Raw genomic sequence first — 19,116 nt, forward strand, 5'->3', positions numbered from 1 at the left:
CGTGAGCAAAGGCGAGTTCTGCAAAATTTGCTTGTATTGAGCTTTCTGAAATAGCTGTAGCGAATTTTTCAAATTAAACGAATATATATGCAAAAATTTTTATCTTTAATAATTGTAATCCTAATACTTTACAATATAGTAAAGTTCACAATATCTCCCGACAACAATAATCCTACAACTATAGAGCAAACGGCTTCAAATAATTCATCTACCGATGAAAACCAAACTAGTATAAATAATGAACCCCCTATTTCATTAAACGGTAATTTATTTGAACGTACGGTTTCAAAAATAGTAATAAATGCTCTTAAAACCGAAGAAGGGAAAGCATTTTTTGAAAATATTTTACAACCGTTAAATGGACCTATTAATCCTAATGATTACACTATTGAAGTACGTAAGGATTTAGTAAAAACACTGTTTAAAATTAATACGCTCGGTAGCGGTAATATCGGTCCCGCTTCTTGCGGACATGTAGTTACCGTATTTTATCAAATATCAGATATGAACAATACTTTAATATCTGAAGATACTAAAACTTTTACTTTAGGCTCTGCTCCTGTAATGCTTGGCTTAGATAATGTAATAATCGGTATGATGGTAGGAGAAGCACGAGAAGCTATTATTCCGGCAAAATATGCCGTTAATAATAGTAATAATATTATCTTCGATGATGCTTATAATTACAAAGTAAATGTAATTTTAAAATCCATATTACCGCAAAATTTTGTCAAAAATAATGCAGTAAAAATTTATGACGATGAGATAGCTTATCGTGTTCCTTTATTATGCGGTGAAAAAGTAAGCTTTAATGCTAAAATTACTCGTTTATCAAACGGTAAAATACTATATGATTCTAAAGCAAAAGGACAACAAATAGATATGAAAATCGGCGATATTACATATCCTTTAATTTTTTCTTACGCCTTACAAGGTAAAGTAACGGTTGGAACACGCAGTGTTATTGCCGAAAGCAAAACTTTTAAAGCCTTAGGTTCTAATATAAATAAAATTATTTCTCATGAATCATTACCGATAAATGAATATCTTTTACTTGAACTTAATGATTTTAAACAAAATTAAATAAATATGAAACAAACTAAAATATCGGATAATAAAAAACAAAAAAATTATATTTTATTATCTATCCTTGTCATAATGATAATAATTGTATATCTTATAGCATTAATAAAAATTGCAGGATAAATTTTGTAATTATTAAAAATTTAAAACTCAAATTAAATGAGTATATAAGAATCTTACTTTAAACTTTAATTAAGCTAGGAGTTTAGTATGGAAATTATTAAAAAAAACAAAAATATTATTATACTAGTAGGTTTGATATTTTTAGCAGTAATTATTTATATCTCTACAAATAAGAGTTCCGATAATAAAACAAATGATAATATATTAGAAGTAAAGATAACTATAAAAGATCATAAATTTGTTCCGAATATAGTTGAAGTACCGAAATCTACTAAGATAAGGTTAATTGTTCATAATGAAGATGATACAGTAGAGGAGTTTGAAAGTCATGATTTACATCGTGAAAAAATAGTGATGCCGAATGAGTCAATAAATATTATACTTGCACCGCTTAAACCCGGAAAATATGAATTTTTTGGGGATTTTCATCAAGATACGGCTCAGGGTATTATAATTGTTAATGATTAGATAAAAAATATGTTTAAAATTGCTTTAGTAGTGTTTCGTGAATGTTTAGAAATATCCTTATTACTTGGTGTAATACTCGCCGTAACAAAACAAATAGAAAAATCTCGTCTTTATATAATTGCCGGAGTGATGCTTGGAGTAGTATTTGCTTCAATTTTTGCATTTTTTACCCGTAAATTATCTTTATCTTTTGGCGGAATAGGCGACGAGCTATTCGATTCCGGCATTATGATACTAATAACAATTCTGATTAGCTGGACAATAATATGGATGCAAGGTTACGGTATAAAAGTAAAGCAACATATAAACGACTTATCAGTAAAAATTCATGAAGGCAACGCCAGTTATTTCATGTTGGTTTTTTTAGTTGCCACTACCATATTACGAGAAGGTGCAGAAATTATTATTTTAGTATATAGTATATCTTCAGTTGAAACAATATCAAGCAGTATTTACTTGCAAGGAGTGATAATAGGTGCTACAAGTGGCTTCTTACTTGGTTTAGTAATATATTTCGGTTTAATTAAGATTACTAATCAAAAATATATTTTTAAAATCTCTACTGTATTATTAATGTTAATAGCAGGCGGATTTGCAGCAAGTGCTGCAGGTATTTTAACCTCTTCCGGTCTAGTTATGTTTTTATCCGATCAACTTTGGGATAGTTCATGGTTAGTGGCAGATAGAAGTATGATAGGTAAAATCTTACATATTGTTACCGGTTATATTGCAAGACCTAACGGGCTACAAGTACTTGCCTATTTTACTACTATATTACTGATAAATATTTTCATACAAATAAAATTAAGATATTCCAAAAATAACTTAATATCAGTACAAAAAAAATGAATCAAATTAATTTTATCAAAGAGAATAATTAAATTAAATATGTTAAAACTTTTATCAGAAATTGGTCCGGTAATAGCATTTTTTGCAGGCTTTTTTTATGGAGGCGGTATACAAAACGCTACTCTTTATATGCTTATTACCTCTGTTATTTGTATTACCCTTTGTTATGTTATCGATAAGAAAGTATCCAAGCTTTCTATTATTTCTACGACTGTTTTATTAGTTTCGGGAAGCATTACTTTAATTAGCGGTGATTCAATGTATATAAAAATCAAACCTACTATATTATATGTTATTTTTGGAATAATATTTCTCATGAGCGGTATAAGAAAAAATCCTTTTATCAAATATGCTTTAGAGAGTATAGTACGCCTTAAAGAAGAAAGCTGGATAACTTTAAGCTATAGAACAGCGACTTTTTTCTTTTTTATGGCTGTAGTTAATGAAATAGTGTGGCGTAATTTCTCAGATGAAACATGGGTGAAATTTAAAGTATTCGGTGTAATACCTATTACTTTTATATTCATTTTACTGCAATTACCTCTTTTATTAAAGAATAAATTACCGGATAGCAAGATATAATACCTTGCTATTTTTACTCTATATCATTACCGCGTGGCATTATTGCGTAAACCTGCTTTTCGTCATTACGAGAAGAATTACGTAGTAATTCGACGAAGCAATCCAGTTAAAAATTCTGATTTACAGAATTTTTTTTATTATTTTTTCTGGATTGCCGCGTCGCTTCGCTCCTCGCACTGACGATTAGATATCCACGCGGGCAATGACGACTCGGTATGTACGCAACAAGGTCCGGTACTATAGGGAATGACATAAACAAACAGTTAATTCTTAAACAAATATAATCTTTTTAAAAATCGTAGGGTATTATTATTATGATGTTACGAGTTCTAATTTTTATAGCTCTTTCTTTTAGTCTATCTGCTTGTTTACCTGCTATTTTTACCGCAGCAACCACTACCGGTATTGTTGCTTCAAAAGATCAACCAATGTCTGAAACATTAAATGATTCAAGGATTTCTGCCGGTATTAAAGCTGACTTAGTAAAAAATAATTTTAGAGATTTAGGAGCTAAAATAAAGGTTGAAGTATCACAAGGAAGAGTATTATTAACAGGAAATATTCAAAAAGAATCTGATGTGTTAAAAGCCGTAGAAATTGCTTGGAATCAAAAAGGCGTAAAAGAAGTTATTAATGAGTTGAAAGTAAATAAAAATAGTAATCATTTTGACTTAGCCCAATATACTAAAGATAGTATGATAACCACGCAAATTAAAGCTAAAAACTTAGTCAAAAAAGACATTAAATTTGCTAATTATACTATTTTAACTATAGATAATATTGTTTATTTATTTGGAGTTGCAAGATCAGAAGAAGAGCTAGAAAAGCTTGCTTCTATTGCATCAAAAATAAAAGGTGTTGAAAAAGTTGTGTGTTACGCTAAAATAATGGATAATTTTAATAAGCATGATGATGATACGACACCATAAACTTATTGTATTAATTTTTTTATTGATTTTTTGTCTAAGTGGTTGCAATACCTCAAAAAGATTACCTTATTCTCATAAATATTCTTACAAAGAATTATCAAAAGATGATCCTCATAATCTAACTTATAAAGGACATTATAAAGTTGGAAAAAATTATAAAATAAAAGGAGAGACTTACAAACCTCACAGTCCTAAATCTTTTACCGAAACAGGTTATGCTTCATGGTACGGGGGACGTAAAGACGGTTTTCACGGTAAAAAAACAGCTAACGGTGATAGATTTAATAAAAATTTATTAACTGCCGCACATAAAACTCTTCCGCTTCCTTGCTTAGTTAAAGTTACCAACCAAGCCAATAATAAATCAGTAATTTTAATGGTTAATGATAGAGGCCCTTTTAAGAAAAATCGTATAATAGATGTTTCTCAAAAAGCAGCCGAAATTTTAGCATTTAAAAATCAAGGTATAACTAAAGTAAAAATAGAATATTTACCTAATGAAACTGAGAAATTTCTAAAAAATATTAATCTAAAAAAACCACAAAGTAAAACTTTAGCTAAAAACTCTAAAAAATCTTCATCTACTAAAGTTACAAAAAACACTAAATGTAGTGTTAATTGTCATATAAAACTTGTAAATCTAAAATATAAGCTGGCAGTGAATCCTTAAAATAACTCGTCATTACGAGCGACTGAAAGTGTTGTTGCATGGCTCTTATGTCATTCCCGCGAAAGCGGGAATCCAGAAAAAAAATTATAAATACAGCAAATTTTTGAAATTAAAAGCTCGATTTATCTTGCTTTATGATGGATCCCTGTTTTCGCAGGGATGACATCAAGCCGTTTTTTGAGCCATGCAACAATATACGGTAATCCTCCCATTTTTAATCGCAATAGAGAGTAGAGAGTTAAGTTGCGAGAGCTAATTTTTGTATTGGTGTTATACCGCCAATAGCCATATTAAGTCTTTCGTTATTATAAGACCAAAGCCATTGAGTTGCAAGATCCTGTGCTTCTTGTATATTAACAAATAAATACTGATTTAACCAATCATATCTTACAGTTCTATTATATCTTTCAATATATGCATTTTGCTGAGGCATGCCTGGCTGAATGAATAATAACTTGATATTCTTTTCTTTTGCCCACTTGCTCAATAATTTACTGATATATTCAGGTCCATTATCACAACGTATAGATTTTGGCTTACCTCGCCATTCTATAATTTGATCTAGTGACCTGATAACTCTTCCTGCTGACAATAAAAAATCAGTCTCAGTACCAAGGCTCTCTCTATTAAAGTCATCAATCACATTAAATAAACGATATTTCCTACCATTCTCTAAACTATCGTGCATAAAATCCATGGACCAGCAATCATTTATTGTTTTAGACACTATAAGCTTTTTAGGCTTTGCTCTAAGTAATCTCTTCTTAGGCTTTATTCTCATATTAAGGGCTAGCTCCTTATATATCCTGTATACACGTTTATGATTCCAACCAAAACCTTTGATATTACGTAAATATAAAAAGCAGAGGCCAAGGCCTCAGTTCTTTTGATCACCTACTAAACGCATTAGCTGGCCTGCTATAATATCATCCTCAGATGATAGCTTCCTTTTATATCTATAGCATGTTTCGCTGACACCAAAGATCTTGCATGCACTCCTTATAGAAATATCTTTTTCTCCAGATATTATTTTAGCCATCTCCCGCCTTTGAGATGGCTTCCTAACTTTTTTTCAAGTACTTCCTTTAATATATCAGCTCTTAGCCTTTCCTCAGCATACATCTTTTTAAGCCGTGCATTTTCCGATTCTAACTCCTTTAATTTAGTAATCATCGGTAAAGCCATACCACCATACTTTGATCTCCATTTATAAAATGGTCATGCCTCCATATTGCAGTTATGCCTATTAAAAAGCTATACGTTCAATAAGAGTACCAATAACCTTATCATGAATATCCAATGACTTGGAAAAGCAGATTGTCTTACGTGCAAGCCTCTTGCATCTCGTTCTAAGGTTCAAGTTACTTCGTTCTATCCGTTGAGTGTATTTTTTACTGATAATATGTAATAGTTGAGATTTAATCTTACATTTAGTAAAATTAAGATAATATTAAATGGAGGATTAGAGATGAATCTAAATCAAAAAATAATAAAGCCAAAAATAGGATTACTAGAATTAGCTAGGAGTCTTGGTAGTATATCGTCAGCATATAAAGCTATGGGTTACAGTAGAGACAGTTATTATAGGTTTAAAGAGTTATATGAAACAGGAGGAGAAGAAGCATTATATGAGATTAGTCGGAAGAAGCTAATTATAGCGAATAGAGTTGATCCTGCCGTAGAGAGAGCAGTATTAGATATGGCAATAGAATACCCCGCTTATGGTCAGCTGCGAGTATCAAATGAGCTTAAAAAGACTGGTATTCTTGTATCACCTGGAGGAGTTAGATCTATTTGGCTACGTAATGATTTAAATAATATCAATAAAAGACTTAAAGCATTAGAAGCCAAAATGGCTCAGGATGGTATTGTTCTTACCGAAGCTCAGTTACAAGTATTAGAGAAACGGCGTAGCGAGAAAGAAGCTCATGGTGAGATTGATACACAGCATCCAGGTTATCTAGGATGCCAAGACACATATTATGTAGGTAATTTTAAAGGCATAGGCAAGGTATATTCTCAAGTGTTTATTGATAGTTACACTCGGGTTGCAGAGGCTAAACTATATACTGATAAAACAGCACTTACCGCTGCTGACATGCTTAATGATAGAGTGTTACCATGGTATGAGAGTCAGCAAATACCAGTACTTCGTATTTTAACTGATAGAGGTGGTGAGTATAAAGGTAATATAGAACATCATGCTTTTGAATTGTTCTTAAGCATTGAGGGTATTGAGCATACTACTACTAAAGCATATTCTCCTCAAACAAATGGTATGTGTGAACGTTTTAATAAAACTATGAAACAAGAATTCTTTGATACTGCTATGCGTAAAAAGATCTATACTGATCTTGATGATCTACAACTAGATCTTGATATTTGGCTAGAATATTATAATAATGAAAGACCGCATTCCGGTAAATATTGCTATGGAAAAACACCTATGCAGACTTTTATGGATAGTAAAAAGTTAGCTGTTGAAAAGAATAACGAAATCTTATATCTTGAATACTCATCTGACAGTCATAACTTATCAGACATTCAGATATAATTTTTATAATGTCTGTAAGATTAAATCTTGACTTCTACATAGTAAAAAGTCACCTTGAAATTCTCTAGTTTTTTCAGTAATGATTCTAATGTGCTATCACATCTTGTACCAAACGTATAAGCAACTACTTTTAACGAAATCTTATCCAAAGCATACCAAAGCCATCGTTGTCTGGATTTATTCTGTACATAAGACCATTGTTCATCTATCTCAGGAGCAATAATTACTTCTGTTGTACTGATAGAATGATTTATTGTTTTTTAATACTAGATTTTTTTAAAACACGGATAACTGTATTGATACCCACTTTTAATACTCTTACTGTATCTCTAACTCCAGAGCCGTTGATTGACATTTCTACTATTTGCTCCTTAACTCCAGGCTTAGATGCATTATTAATATACTCCAATTGAAAATATCGATTACACCGCTTGCATTGATATCTCTGTTGTTTTGAAATTGAATATCCTGACTTTATTACTTCTTCTGTGTTGTTACAATATCTACACTTAACATCTATTTTTGCCATAACTCCTTAACTATAATTCTCTCTTATTACTGTTTGAGGATTATAGACTATTTACTCTAAACTGCAATACGGAGGCACGACCTTATTCTGTACATAAGACCATTGTTCATCTATCTCAGGAGCAATAATTACTTCTGTTGTACTGATAGAATGATTTATTGTTTTTTAATACTAGATTTTTTTAAAACACGGATAACTGTATTGATACCCACTTTGGTCGTGCCTCCGTATTGCAGTTTAGAGTAAATAGTCTATAATCCTCAAACAGTAATAAGAGAGAATTATAGTTAAGGAGTTATGGCAAAAATAGATGTTAAGTGTAGATATTGTAACAACACAGAAGAAGTAATAAAGTCAGGATATTCAATTTCAAAACAACAGAGATATCAATGCAAGCGGTGTAATCGATATTTTTAATTGGAGTATATTAATAATGCATCTAAGCCTGGAGTTAAGGAGCAAATAGTAGAAATGTCAATCAACGGCTCTGGAGTTAGAGATACAGTAAGAGTATTAAAAGTGGGTATCAATACAGTTATCCGTGTTTTAAAAAAATCTAGTATTAAAAAACAATAAATCATTCTATCAGTACAACAGAAGTAATTATTGCTCCTGAGATAGATGAACAATGGTCTTATGTACAGAATAAATCCAGACAACGATGGCTTTGGTATGCCTTGGATAAGATTTCGTTAAAAGTAGTTGCTTATACGTTTGGTACAAGATGTGATAGCACATTAGAATCATTACTGAAAAAACTAGAGAATTTCAAGGTGACTTTTTACTATACAGATGGATGGGGGAGTTATGCTAGGTTATTAGACCCTAAAAAGCATATTATCAGTAAAAAATACACTCAACGGATAGAACGAAGTAACTTGAACCTTAGAACGAGATGCAAGAGGCTTGCACGTAAGACAATCTGCTTTTCCAAGTCATTGGATATTCATGATAAGGTTATTGGTACTCTTATTGAACGTATAGCTTTTTAATAGGCATAACTGCAATATGGAGGCATGACCCTTTTTTTATATCTACGCAACAAGGTCTTGCGAGGAGCCATAGGCTGCGTGGCAATCTCATGAGATAATAACAAACTCCTGAGATTGCTTCGTCGAATTACTACGTAATTCTTCTCGCAATGACGAAAATATTAGTATTGCAATAATAGTTAACAAAAATTAAGAAATATAAACTATTTATTTTATAATTCAACCGTTCTCCCTTAACTCCTTATTATACAATCTATAATATTCATCCTTATTCTTAAGCAATTGAGTGTGAGTACCCTGCTCACAAATCTCACCATTTTTCATGACGATAGTGTTATCAAGGTCGGTAATACTGCTTAAACGATGTGTAATGATTAAAGTGGTTTTTCCTTGGCGTAATTTCTTTAAAGATTCTAGAATTTTCTGTTCGGAAGCTTGATCTAAGCTGCTTGTTGCTTCATCCCAAATTAAAATAGGCACATCTTTTAAGAAGGCTCTAGCAATAGATAAACGCTGACGCTGACCGCCTGAAAGAGTTGTCCCCTGCACTCCTATTTGTGTGTCGTAACCGTTCGGCAGATGTATAATAAACTCATGAGCATCTGCATATTTCGCTGCTTCAATTATTTCTTCTCTTGTAGCGTTTTCCTGACCGTATGCTATATTTTCGGCAACGCTTGTATCAAATAAATGAGTATCTTGAGTAACTAAGGAAATCTGACCTCTAAGCATCGTCAGCTTAATATCTTTAATATCATGATTATTAATTAAAATTCTTCCTTCATTTGGATCATAAAAACGCACTAATAAATTACTAAGGGACGTCTTACCGCTACCTGAACGCCCAACAAACGCAATCATTTTATGAGGCTCTAGCTTTAAATCTATGTATTTTATAGCTACTTTACTTTCAAAACTTAAAGATAGTTTTTCAAAAGTAATTTGTGGATTATATAAATCTACTTCTTTAGCATCTTCATGATCTTTAATAAGGGGTTCGGTATCCAAAATACTAAATACCCTCTTAGCTGCGGCTATTCCTTCCTGCAAATTAATATTTAACGATACCAAACTTTTAAACGGTCTATAAGCTGCAGCAAAAGCAGCTAAAAAAGCAAATAATGCACCGGGTGTTGTTTTACCCTCAAGAACTAGATTACCTCCGTACCAAACCATCCCTCCGACTGCAAGACCGCTTAAACCCTCCATAATCGGTGAAACCATCGCATCTAGCTTAGATGTTTTTTTGTAGAACTCTAAAATATTATTAATAATCAACGATGCTCTATTACTTTCTATTTTTTCGCCTACAAAAGATTTAATAATCTTAATTGACTGAAATGTTTCATCAAGCCTAGAAGTATAATGCCCAAACTCCTCTTGTGATTGTGAAAATATTTTTCTTATCTTTCTACCCATCCTTTGCACCGGATAAACAGCCAAAGGGAACACAAGAAAAACTATGCAAGATAATAGCGGTTCTAAATGAAACATAGTTATTATTAAACATACTACAGTTAGGAAATGTTTAGCACATCCGACAAGTAAATTAGAAACAGCCCCACGCATCAAAGAAATATCATTAGTAAAACGAGATATTAAACGTCCTGAAGATTGGTTTTGAATAAAAGAAATATCAGCAAGTAACAAATGCTCATACATTTTTATCTGCAAATCATTTAGTACCCTCTGCCCAACAAATTTTATTAGATAATTCTGATAATACTCTGAAATTCCTTTTATAAAAAAAGTTACAGTAAGCACTATAGGCATTATTATAAGCATTTTCTTATCATGCGTTAAAAAAATCTTATCAATAATAGGTCTAACCGCATGTACAATCACTGCCGTACAAAGCGCTGCAATAACCATGCAAAATATCGAAAAATATATTTTATATGCGTAAGGTTTCACATGATCTTTTATCAGTCTTTTTATAACATCTGCGGCTGTATAACTATCATTTAAATTATTATTACTCATGCTCGTTAAAAATATTAAATTGATGATGTGATTGATTAGGTATCGGCATTTTCAAATGCTCAAAAGCGGCAATCGTGATTACCCTACCTCTAGGAGTTCTTTGTAATAAACCTGTCTGTATTAGATAAGGCTCTATGGTTTCTTCAAGTGCGTCACGCTGTTCAGAAAGGGCTGCTGCAATCGTTTCAATTCCGACAGGACCACCGTTATAATGATCCGCTATGAATTTCAAATAACGATAATCATTACTATCAAGTCCTATGCGATCAACTTCCAAACGATTTAACCCAAAATCAGAGATTTCTTTATCTACTCTTGATTTACCGTCAACTGCTGCAAAATCTCTTATACGACGAAGCAATCTTAATGCAATTCTTGGCGTTCCTCTACTTCTTTTTGCTATCTCTTCCGAACCTGAATCGGTCAAATCAATATCAAATAATTTACTCGCTCTATTTAGAACTTTCTTCAATTCTTCAGTATTATAAAAATTAAGCCGCATAGGAATACCGAACCTATCACGCAAAGGATTACTAAGCAGCCCAAGGCGTGTAGTGGCCCCGATTAAGGTAAATTTCGGCAAGGTTATTTTCACTGACCTTGCGGCAGGTCCTTCACCGATAATTATATCAAGCTCAAAATCCTCCATAGCAGGATATAAAACCTCTTCAACAGAAGTATTTAGTCGGTGAATTTCATCAATAAATAATACGTCGTTTTTTTCAAGATTAGTTAGGATAGCAGCAAGGTCAGCTGCTTTAAGTATAGCAGGACCGGAGGTGGATTTGAAATTACCGCCGATTTCATTAGAGATAATCTTAGCAAGCGTAGTCTTACCAAGACCGGGCGGACCGTAAAATAAAGTATGGTCAAGATGCTCATTTCGAGATTTTGCAGCTTTAATAAATACAGAGAGATTTTCTTTAATCTGCTGTTGACCGACAAATTCTTGCAAATATGACGGTCTTATCGGCAATTCTTGATCATTTTCACTTTTTTCAGGCGATAATATATTAGTCATTTTATGTCATTCCTAGCTAAAAGCGGGAATCCATTAATTAAAAGATACATAAATATAATGATTAATAATAGCTAAAAAATAGTTTTATGCTATAAATTATTTTAAGATTCTATATCACTTGATTTATTTATTATATTAGATAAATCCCCAATACAAGATACGATGTAACTAGTTATATCAGTAGGCACAAATAAACCATCAGCATATACCTCTTTTGCGATTCCCACCATCTCAAAAAAATGCTCGTTAATATATTTATCTGCGTTTTCTAGAATAAAGTTTGCATCAGTTACTTTTAACTTTTCTAACTCTTCTATAACACTATCTTTATTTAACTTTTGATATAATTTTAAGTAACTATGAATTGTACCCTTATGCAAATCGTTAGGCGTTTCAGACCAATCTTTTAAAACTTGTGCTACTTCTTCTAAAATACTCTGATTTTTATCGGTTCTCTTCTTAATTTGACTTGTGCATGCTTTTTTTCTTCTTTCTCTTGCTGTGACATATCATTTGGACCTGTAAACAAGCAATTAAGAAGAGCTTTATTATTTTCTATAGAAGTTAATAATTTTGCTTTTGATTCATTACGTATTTCTCTACCTAAAAAAACTCAAGTTCATTAATTTTGCTATGTTTGATTGCTTCACAAAAAATATCTATATCGCTATTGTTTGGAGTAAGACCGGTCAAACCTAAAGCGTTTAGATTCATTTTTGGTATCGCTTTCAATAATGCTATTTTATTTTTTTCTGTTATACCGTTGTGTGATAGCAATGATGCTGAATTCCATACAGAACTTTCAATCTTTAGCGTTTTACAGTATCATCTCCTTTTAAAGTTTTTAGTAAATCTTCCAAATGATGGGGTAATATCTCATCGTTGATATTTAATGTAGCTGGGTCTTTTTCTAGTTCCGCAATTAACTTATTAGCACTTATACTTGCTAAAAATATTTTTAATTTTGACATAATTTTACCTATTAATTTTAATGATATTTTTTTTGAATATGTATTATATATCAAAATTAAATAAAAGTAAAGAGAATGTTAATAAATTAATATTTAATTTAGAGACCGGCATTTCGGTTTTTTAAGGCTGTTTTGATTAACTTATCAATAGAAATTTCGGGGTTTTGGATAATGATGCCTTGAACGGCATGTTGAGCTTCAAATCTAGAAAATCCTAGATTTACTAGAGCTTTTATTACTTCATTACATGCGACGGGCGTGATATTCTTAATATTCAAGCTATCTTTAATAATAGCTGAACCGCTGGATATTTTCACTACTTTACCTTTCAGCTCTAACACTATACGCTCGGCAAGCTTAGCCCCGACGCCGGATATTGCTTTAAATACATTTTTATCTTCATTATTTATAGCAATTTGAATATCTGAAGGTGTAAGGCTTGATAAGATAGATAAAGCCATTCTTGTACCTATACCGTTTACTGATTGTAACAAATTAAAAAAATTTTTCTCTTCTAGAGTCAGAAAACCGTAAAGATGAATATACTCCTCTCTAACATGGGTTTCGATAAATAGTTTATAAAACTCACCTTCAGCAAGTTTACCTAAAGTTTTACCTGAAGCATAAACAAGATACCCTACCCCATTTACGTCAATTATAATGTAATCATCGCCTTGGGAATCAATCTTACCGCTTAATTTACCGATCATATAATTTATTTCTTCTTTTTCTTACTTCTACTATATATTAAAATTAGTGCCGGTAAAGCGGTAATAATTGTTGCTAAAATGTAATGAATAACAAGCGGTCTATCCATCATATGACACTGCCCATCATTAGGAATAGTTTGAGCCAAAACCATATAAGCAACTATTATTGTTACTACTATATATAAAACGGTAAAAAATAAATATTTTATAAAATTTTTCATGTTAATCTCTTGTGAATCAACTGTGTCCATATCAACATTGTTGCATGGCTTGGAAAATGTGTTCGGTGTCATTCCAGCGTAGGCGGGAATCTAGGGTCAAGCGAGATAAATCGAGCTTTAAAAAAAGCTTTAAAGTACTGGATTCCCGCCGTTGCTAAGAATGACATTAATTGCCTTTATAATCAAGCTAACTACAACATTCGTACAGTAGAGAGTCAAGCCACGGGGTAACGATGAAAAAAACCGCAGTCTAACTTTTAAGAAATTTTTCTGATTCTTTTGTTGATAACCATTCCGGCTGTTTTGTAATATTTGTTGCTGCTTATAAGTCAATGAGCGGAGCGTATATTAAACGTTCAGCATCATTGAGCTTATAAAACGACATAACAAATTTTTAAAGTTCTATGTTAGTATACCTATAATAACTCTGATTCTTGTTGCCTTTACTCTCTAGTATCCCCTGCTCTAAACCGTATAACAAGTCTCTACTAGCCGTTGCCGTAGAATATTTTTATGTATATTAGTATAATCTTTTCTAGAAAACCATTTATCTATTAAATTAACCTTAGCAAATTCAATTCTATATAATGGAGTACTTGCCTCATATGTTATATTATTACTATATAATCTTAATGCTGCAACTATTTTATCAAGCATAAACTCGATAAATAACGTCATTCACCAAGCGTATCACACTTACTTAAAACACTATAATATTCACTTTGATTATTCCTTATCAAACTTTCAACGGAAATATATTCAAAAATTTCATTAGTTTGTATTAGTAATAATTGTTGCCATAATCTACCGATTCGCCTGTTACCATCAGAAAAAGGATGGATAAATTCAAACTCATAATGAAATATACAAGCCTTAATTATTCCGGAAATGTTCTTATCTTGTGTTATAAACTCAGATAAATCCTGCATTAATAAAGATGTGGGCTTGCCGGATGTGCAAAATGTATAATCTCTGTGCCTTTAAATATAGCGGCATTACCTTTACGCCACTCCTCATTATCTTCTACTAATCCTTGCATTAATATCTCATGTGCTTTTAGCAATGATTCAACTTTAAAAGGATTAAATATAGTCAGATCATTATATAATTTTATAGCATTTTTTACTTCTAAAATATCCTTTTCCGGTGCCAGTACCCTTTTTCCATCTATTAAATCTGTTATCTGTTTTATGCTTAAATTATTTCCTTCAATTGCTAAAGAAGAGTGGATAGTTTTAATTTGATTATTTTTGCGAAGTTTTATAGGCTGAGAATAAAGCTTGCTACCGGCTAAAACACCAAGCTCATAAGAAATATCTTGTAGTAATACCAAGATTGTATTAGTTATCTGAAAAGGCGGTCTGTTACTCATTATATGATAGTATCATATGATACTATCATTGTCTACGAAGAAAATTTTTTAATCATTCTAAGCTAAAGTACTATGAGCTGCTAATTTTGCTCACCCTGCAAAAATTAATAACATAGTTTAGAGGTTCGAATCCCATATGGCTAGCCACATAGGACATCTAGTCAAATATTAGGTGAGCAATCCTTATTTTAATCAACTATTCAGAGGTTCGACAAAATTTTACAATTTTAGAGATATTTTCAAAATTTTTTATAAAATACTATATTAGCCCTTGATTTATTAAAGATTTCTATCGCTTATGGTCCGCATTATGTACCATACTCATGCCATCGAGGACAACCTGAACATAACAATTATATGAATAAAACTTTGCTTTGTTTAGATAAATCATCTACCTCAATATCCTCAATCACTCCGGTTTTACGGTTTTTTAGTTCAACAATATCATCTGCTGCTTTTTTAGGACCGATTATAATTTGATAAGGTGAGCCGATAAGGTCATGCGTTGCGAATTTACTGCCTGGTCGTGCATCAGTATCGTCATATAGTACCTCGATGTTTTGAGCAGATAGCTCTTTATAAACTTTTGCCGCCAGCTCTACGCATTTACTATCATGAATATTTAAATTAATTAGAGAAGCTTTAAAAGGAGCAACGCTCAAAGGCCATATAATACCTTTCTCATCGCAATTTGCTTCTATAATAGCTGCCACTAACCTTGAAATACCTATGCCGTAAGAACTCATTTCTACAGGGGTTAATTTACCGTGTTCATCATTAATAAGAGCGTTCATATTAACAGAGTATTTTGAGCCGATATAAAAAATATGCCCGGCTTCTATTCCTTTACTGCTAGTTATTGCTTGTGAAGAGGAAGGCAATTTATTCAAATCATGCTTTTCTTCGGCTGCTGCGTACCAGCTTTTAATTTCCTCTACTTCCATATTAGGATTATCTTTTAAAGTCTTAAATCTTTTATCGTAATAAATAGTACTTTCACCGGTTTCGGCAATAATATGAAACTCATGGCTTAAATTGCCGCCAATCGGACCGTTATCGGCAATAACCGGGATAGCAAACACGCCTAAATCCCTGAAAGTATTGATATAAGCCTGATACATTTGGTTATAGGTCTTAACGGCATTTTCTTCGTTTATATCAAAAGAATAAGCATCTTTCATTAAAAACTCTCGTCCTCTCATAACACCAAAACGGGGTCTAATCTCATCACGAAATTTCCATTGGATGTGATAAAGATTTTTTGGCAAATCCTTATATGACTTAATATTATGACGGAAAATATCCGTAATCATATCTTCATTAGTCGGGCCAAATAGTAAAGTATTATCATGACGATCTTGAAATTTCAGCATTTCTTTACCGTAGTTATCAAAACGTCCCGATTCCATCCATAAATGTGCCGGCTGAATACAAGGCATTAGAACTTCCAAAGCTCCTGCTTTGTTCATATTCGAGCGTACTATATTCTCGATATTCTTAAGTACCTTTAAGCCAAGCGGAAGCCATGTATAAATACCTGTCGCTTGCTGCCTAATCATTCCACTTCTAAGCATTAATTTATGCGAAGTTACTTGAGCTTCACTTGGCTCTTCCTTTAAAACAGGTAAAAAATATTTTGATAATAACATAGAATTTTTTTAGTTTAGTGTATTTTCCGTTATTGCGAGAAGGCATTGCCTGCGTGGGCGCCTAATCGTCATTGCGAGGAAAGACTGTAAGTTTTGACGAAGCAATCTCATGCCAAAAACCTGAGATTGTCACGCTCCTTTCAGTCGCTCGCAATGACGATGAACATACACTTACCTTTTAGCGGTAAGATTCAAAAACTCATGGCGATATTTCTGCTGCTCGGCAAATATACCCGTATAATGCATAGTGTTCATAACGCTATTATCTTGCATCACCCCGCGCATCGACATACAACTATGTAAAGCAGAAATCTTAACGGCAACGCCAAGCGGTTTTAAATTCTCCTGTACGCTTTCTGCTATTTGTACCGTCATTTTTTCTTGAATTTGTAGCCTTCTAGCAAAAATATTTACTATTCGTGCTAGCTTACTTATACCGATAATACAATTATCGGGAATATAAGCTATATGTACCGTACCGTTAAAAGGTAACATATGATGTTCGCAAAAAGAGGTAAATTTTATGCCTTCCAACGAGATAAAGTCCTGAAAATTACAAGTATCGTAAAATTTAGTACTTAATATCTCAGCTATATCTTTTTCATAACCGGCAAATATCTCTTCATAGCTATTAATTACTCTCTCAGGAGTTTTAAGTAACCCTTCTCTATTTGGATCTTCACCGATAAATTTTAGTAACGTTCTTACCGCTTCTTTAGCTTCTTCTCTAGTTGGTTTACTCATGTTCTAGTTTTATACTTTTTAAAAACATTGTTTTACCACAAATATAAACAAACATCAAGCCGCCTACTATAGCAATGAGCCCTCCCCCGCCCATCATACCCATTAATAGCTTAGCTGACATTGGCATTACACTATTTGGATCTTTCCGCATAACACCGTAACCACCGGCGAATGCTAGCCCGAGTATGTGCAGAATCTGCCCGAATGTTAGGAGGTAGACGGCAAATGTCGTGCCGTAGCCCCTTATGTCATTCCCGCAGAGGCGGGAATCCATTTTTTCTAATATTTTTTTTTGGATTCCCGCTTCTGCGGGCATGACATAGCGGACAGAAATGACATTGATACCCAAATAACTATACCCCATACAAGCAATGCTAATCCCTACTATAGAGCCGTGATAATGTGCAGGGATTACTACATCTATACCGGTGATGTTCATGGCAATAAGCCCCCCAAGTAGGAATAAAGTAATAGAGCACAGGAGGGTGGTTTTAGTGATATCGTCATTGCGAGAAAATTGCATAGCAATTGACGAAGCAATCTCAGCAAACATCCTGAGATTGCCACGCTCCTTACAGTCGCTCGCAATGACGGTACAGTGACATACCCCCTCACCCCCCATACCGGCCAAACATAAAACAGGGGTAATACCTCCTAAATATTTCATATGGTTTGTATAAAACTCTTTAAAACTACCATCAATAATATCATAAGATATATGACCGCAAACTATAAGAACGCCAAAAATAAAATTCAAATAAAGTAAGAACAGATAAAATTTTTGGAATTTTAATTCTCTGCCTATTAGCTTCTGAAATAAGACAATCCAAATAAATATTAATATTTGAGTATATATAAATTGTAATAAATGACCTCCGCTCCAAAAAAGTAATTCATAATAAAATTCTATCTCGATTGGAATAATTTGAATGATATTTTGTAAGCCTTTATAAGACAATCCAAAACAAACAAAGCTTAAAATAAACATTATAATGGTCGATAATATTGTAAAATTAACTAGATTATTTAAGTTCGTCCAATCGAAGAAATATAAAATATTTATAGCGTATAACAGCAACGTAACGCCAAATAAGCTTAACCCCAAAATAAACACTATATTCTCAAGCATCGGTATATAATTATTCATCACCGGATTATGCCCCGCTATTGGAGAAATAGCGATTAGAAGAGTAGCTAGAAAAGCGAGTTTAGGGTAAAGACGAAACACGTCATTGCGAGCGAACGTAGAGAGCGTGGCAATCTCATGAAGCAGTGCAAAATTCTTGAGATTGCCGCGTCGAGACTTTGCCTCGCCTCGCAATGACGTTTCACACCCCCAAACACTAGCTGTAACGGACAATAACCAAATCAATACCGATAAATTAACATGAATAATTAAAGCAGATTTGAAAATATGTGGGTTTGGAAAAAAGCTCGATAATTGAGGAGTACGTAACACTACCAAAATAACCGAATATAAACCTGCAAACCCCAAAGATAAAATACCGAGTTTGAGCCATGAGAGAGTTAAGCGATTATTTTGTGAGTGATTGGTAGAATTCATAACTACAGGTAAATATTAAATATAATCTACAAATAGCTTACGGTATCTGAATAAGCAATATTTTTTATTTGATTTGGAAACTAACATAAGCTATTAATAAGT

General features: G+C 32.6%; 18 protein-coding genes and 4 pseudogenes. 8 read left to right on the forward strand and 14 right to left on the reverse strand.

The window, feature by feature from the left end:
- Positions 1 to 87: 87 nt before the first annotated feature.
- The 6 genes from AC0ODJ_RS06435 to AC0ODJ_RS06460 all read left to right on the forward strand — a co-directional run bounded on the left by AC0ODJ_RS06435 (position 88) and on the right by AC0ODJ_RS06460 (position 4,704).
- On the forward strand, positions 88 to 1,083 hold the full coding sequence (locus AC0ODJ_RS06435; protein ID WP_218460174.1) for an FKBP-type peptidyl-prolyl cis-trans isomerase: 996 nt from the start codon (positions 88 to 90) through the stop codon (positions 1,081 to 1,083).
- A 210-nt stretch (positions 1,084 to 1,293) separates the two neighbouring features.
- Positions 1,294 to 1,674, forward strand: coding sequence for a cupredoxin domain-containing protein (locus tag AC0ODJ_RS06440; RefSeq protein ID WP_218460175.1), 381 nt, complete (start codon positions 1,294 to 1,296; stop codon positions 1,672 to 1,674).
- Between the two features lie 9 nt (positions 1,675 to 1,683).
- Positions 1,684 to 2,523: an FTR1 family protein gene (locus tag AC0ODJ_RS06445; protein WP_218460176.1), complete on the forward strand. Its 840-nt coding sequence runs from the start codon at positions 1,684 to 1,686 to the stop codon at positions 2,521 to 2,523.
- Between the two features lie 39 nt (positions 2,524 to 2,562).
- Positions 2,563 to 3,105 (forward strand): septation protein A, encoded by a 543-nt coding sequence (locus AC0ODJ_RS06450; protein ID WP_218460177.1) that lies wholly within the window; start codon positions 2,563 to 2,565, stop codon positions 3,103 to 3,105.
- Between the two features lie 314 nt (positions 3,106 to 3,419).
- Positions 3,420 to 4,034 carry a BON domain-containing protein gene (locus AC0ODJ_RS06455; RefSeq protein WP_218460178.1) on the forward strand — a complete coding sequence of 205 codons (615 nt, stop codon included), beginning with the start codon at positions 3,420 to 3,422 and terminating at the stop codon, positions 4,032 to 4,034.
- Positions 4,035 to 4,056: 22 nt separating this feature from the next.
- Positions 4,057 to 4,704: a septal ring lytic transglycosylase RlpA family protein gene (locus AC0ODJ_RS06460; RefSeq protein WP_256621191.1), complete on the forward strand. Its 648-nt coding sequence runs from the start codon at positions 4,057 to 4,059 to the stop codon at positions 4,702 to 4,704.
- Between the two features lie 238 nt (positions 4,705 to 4,942).
- Here the strand turns inward: AC0ODJ_RS06460 and AC0ODJ_RS06465 are convergent.
- A pseudogene (locus AC0ODJ_RS06465) lies at positions 4,943 to 5,919 on the reverse strand (IS3 family transposase); the annotation flags it as partial.
- Between the two features lie 31 nt (positions 5,920 to 5,950).
- A pseudogene (locus AC0ODJ_RS06470) lies at positions 5,951 to 6,109 on the reverse strand (IS1 family transposase); the annotation flags it as partial.
- Positions 6,110 to 6,172: 63 nt separating this feature from the next.
- On the opposite strand from AC0ODJ_RS06470, the gene AC0ODJ_RS06475 reads away from it, so the two are divergent.
- Positions 6,173 to 7,258: an IS481 family transposase gene (locus tag AC0ODJ_RS06475; protein WP_474465637.1), complete on the forward strand. Its 1,086-nt coding sequence runs from the start codon at positions 6,173 to 6,175 to the stop codon at positions 7,256 to 7,258.
- 20 nt (positions 7,259 to 7,278) lie between these two features.
- Here AC0ODJ_RS06475 and AC0ODJ_RS06480 read toward each other — a convergent pair whose 3' ends face one another.
- A complete protein-coding gene (locus AC0ODJ_RS06480; RefSeq protein WP_474465809.1) occupies positions 7,279 to 7,512 on the reverse strand; it encodes an IS1 family transposase in 234 nt (77 codons plus the stop codon).
- Entirely contained in the window at positions 7,509 to 7,787 is a 279-nt protein-coding gene (locus AC0ODJ_RS06485; protein ID WP_474464641.1) for an IS1-like element transposase, read from the reverse strand. The genes AC0ODJ_RS06480 and AC0ODJ_RS06485 overlap by 4 nt, the downstream gene beginning before the upstream one ends.
- Before the next feature lie 297 nt (positions 7,788 to 8,084).
- On the opposite strand from AC0ODJ_RS06485, the pseudogene AC0ODJ_RS06490 reads away from it, so the two are divergent.
- A pseudogene (locus AC0ODJ_RS06490) lies at positions 8,085 to 8,779 on the forward strand (IS1 family transposase).
- A 219-nt stretch (positions 8,780 to 8,998) separates the two neighbouring features.
- Here the strand turns inward: AC0ODJ_RS06490 and AC0ODJ_RS06495 are convergent.
- From AC0ODJ_RS06495 to AC0ODJ_RS06540, 10 genes and pseudogenes are all read right to left on the reverse strand, one after another.
- Positions 8,999 to 10,762, reverse strand: coding sequence for an ABC transporter ATP-binding protein (locus AC0ODJ_RS06495; protein WP_474465435.1), 1,764 nt, complete (start codon positions 10,760 to 10,762; stop codon positions 8,999 to 9,001).
- The gene (gene ruvB, locus AC0ODJ_RS06500) at positions 10,755 to 11,783 is read right to left on the reverse strand and encodes a Holliday junction branch migration DNA helicase RuvB (protein ID WP_218460649.1); all 1,029 of its coding nucleotides are present in this window, start codon (positions 11,781 to 11,783) and stop codon (positions 10,755 to 10,757) included. The genes AC0ODJ_RS06495 and ruvB overlap by 8 nt, the downstream gene beginning before the upstream one ends.
- A 101-nt stretch (positions 11,784 to 11,884) precedes the next feature.
- Positions 11,885 to 12,163, reverse strand: a complete 279-nt coding sequence (locus AC0ODJ_RS06505; protein ID WP_474465439.1) for a hypothetical protein — start codon at positions 12,161 to 12,163, stop codon at positions 11,885 to 11,887.
- Between the two features lie 429 nt (positions 12,164 to 12,592).
- The gene (locus AC0ODJ_RS06510; RefSeq protein WP_256621375.1) at positions 12,593 to 12,754 is read right to left on the reverse strand and encodes a hypothetical protein; all 162 of its coding nucleotides are present in this window, start codon (positions 12,752 to 12,754) and stop codon (positions 12,593 to 12,595) included.
- A gap of 98 nt (positions 12,755 to 12,852) precedes the next feature.
- A complete protein-coding gene (gene ruvA, locus AC0ODJ_RS06515; RefSeq protein WP_218460651.1) occupies positions 12,853 to 13,464 on the reverse strand; it encodes a Holliday junction branch migration protein RuvA in 612 nt (203 codons plus the stop codon).
- Positions 13,465 to 13,469: 5 nt separating this feature from the next.
- Positions 13,470 to 13,685: a Holliday junction ATP-dependent DNA helicase RuvA gene (locus tag AC0ODJ_RS06520; protein WP_218460660.1), complete on the reverse strand. Its 216-nt coding sequence runs from the start codon at positions 13,683 to 13,685 to the stop codon at positions 13,470 to 13,472.
- Positions 13,686 to 14,079: 394 nt separating this feature from the next.
- Positions 14,080 to 15,057, reverse strand: a pseudogene (locus tag AC0ODJ_RS06525) (Fic family protein).
- A 353-nt stretch (positions 15,058 to 15,410) separates the two neighbouring features.
- Positions 15,411 to 16,706, reverse strand: a complete 1,296-nt coding sequence (gene proS, locus AC0ODJ_RS06530; protein WP_218460652.1) for a proline--tRNA ligase — start codon at positions 16,704 to 16,706, stop codon at positions 15,411 to 15,413.
- A 171-nt stretch (positions 16,707 to 16,877) separates the two neighbouring features.
- Positions 16,878 to 17,450 (reverse strand): GTP cyclohydrolase I FolE, encoded by a 573-nt coding sequence (gene folE, locus AC0ODJ_RS06535; RefSeq protein ID WP_218460653.1) that lies wholly within the window; start codon positions 17,448 to 17,450, stop codon positions 16,878 to 16,880.
- On the reverse strand, positions 17,443 to 19,014 hold the full coding sequence (locus AC0ODJ_RS06540) for a cbb3-type cytochrome c oxidase subunit I (RefSeq protein WP_218460654.1): 1,572 nt from the start codon (positions 19,012 to 19,014) through the stop codon (positions 17,443 to 17,445). The genes folE and AC0ODJ_RS06540 overlap by 8 nt, the downstream gene beginning before the upstream one ends.
- Positions 19,015 to 19,116 lie beyond the last annotated feature (102 nt).

This window comes from Rickettsia senegalensis (genome assembly GCF_056135685.1).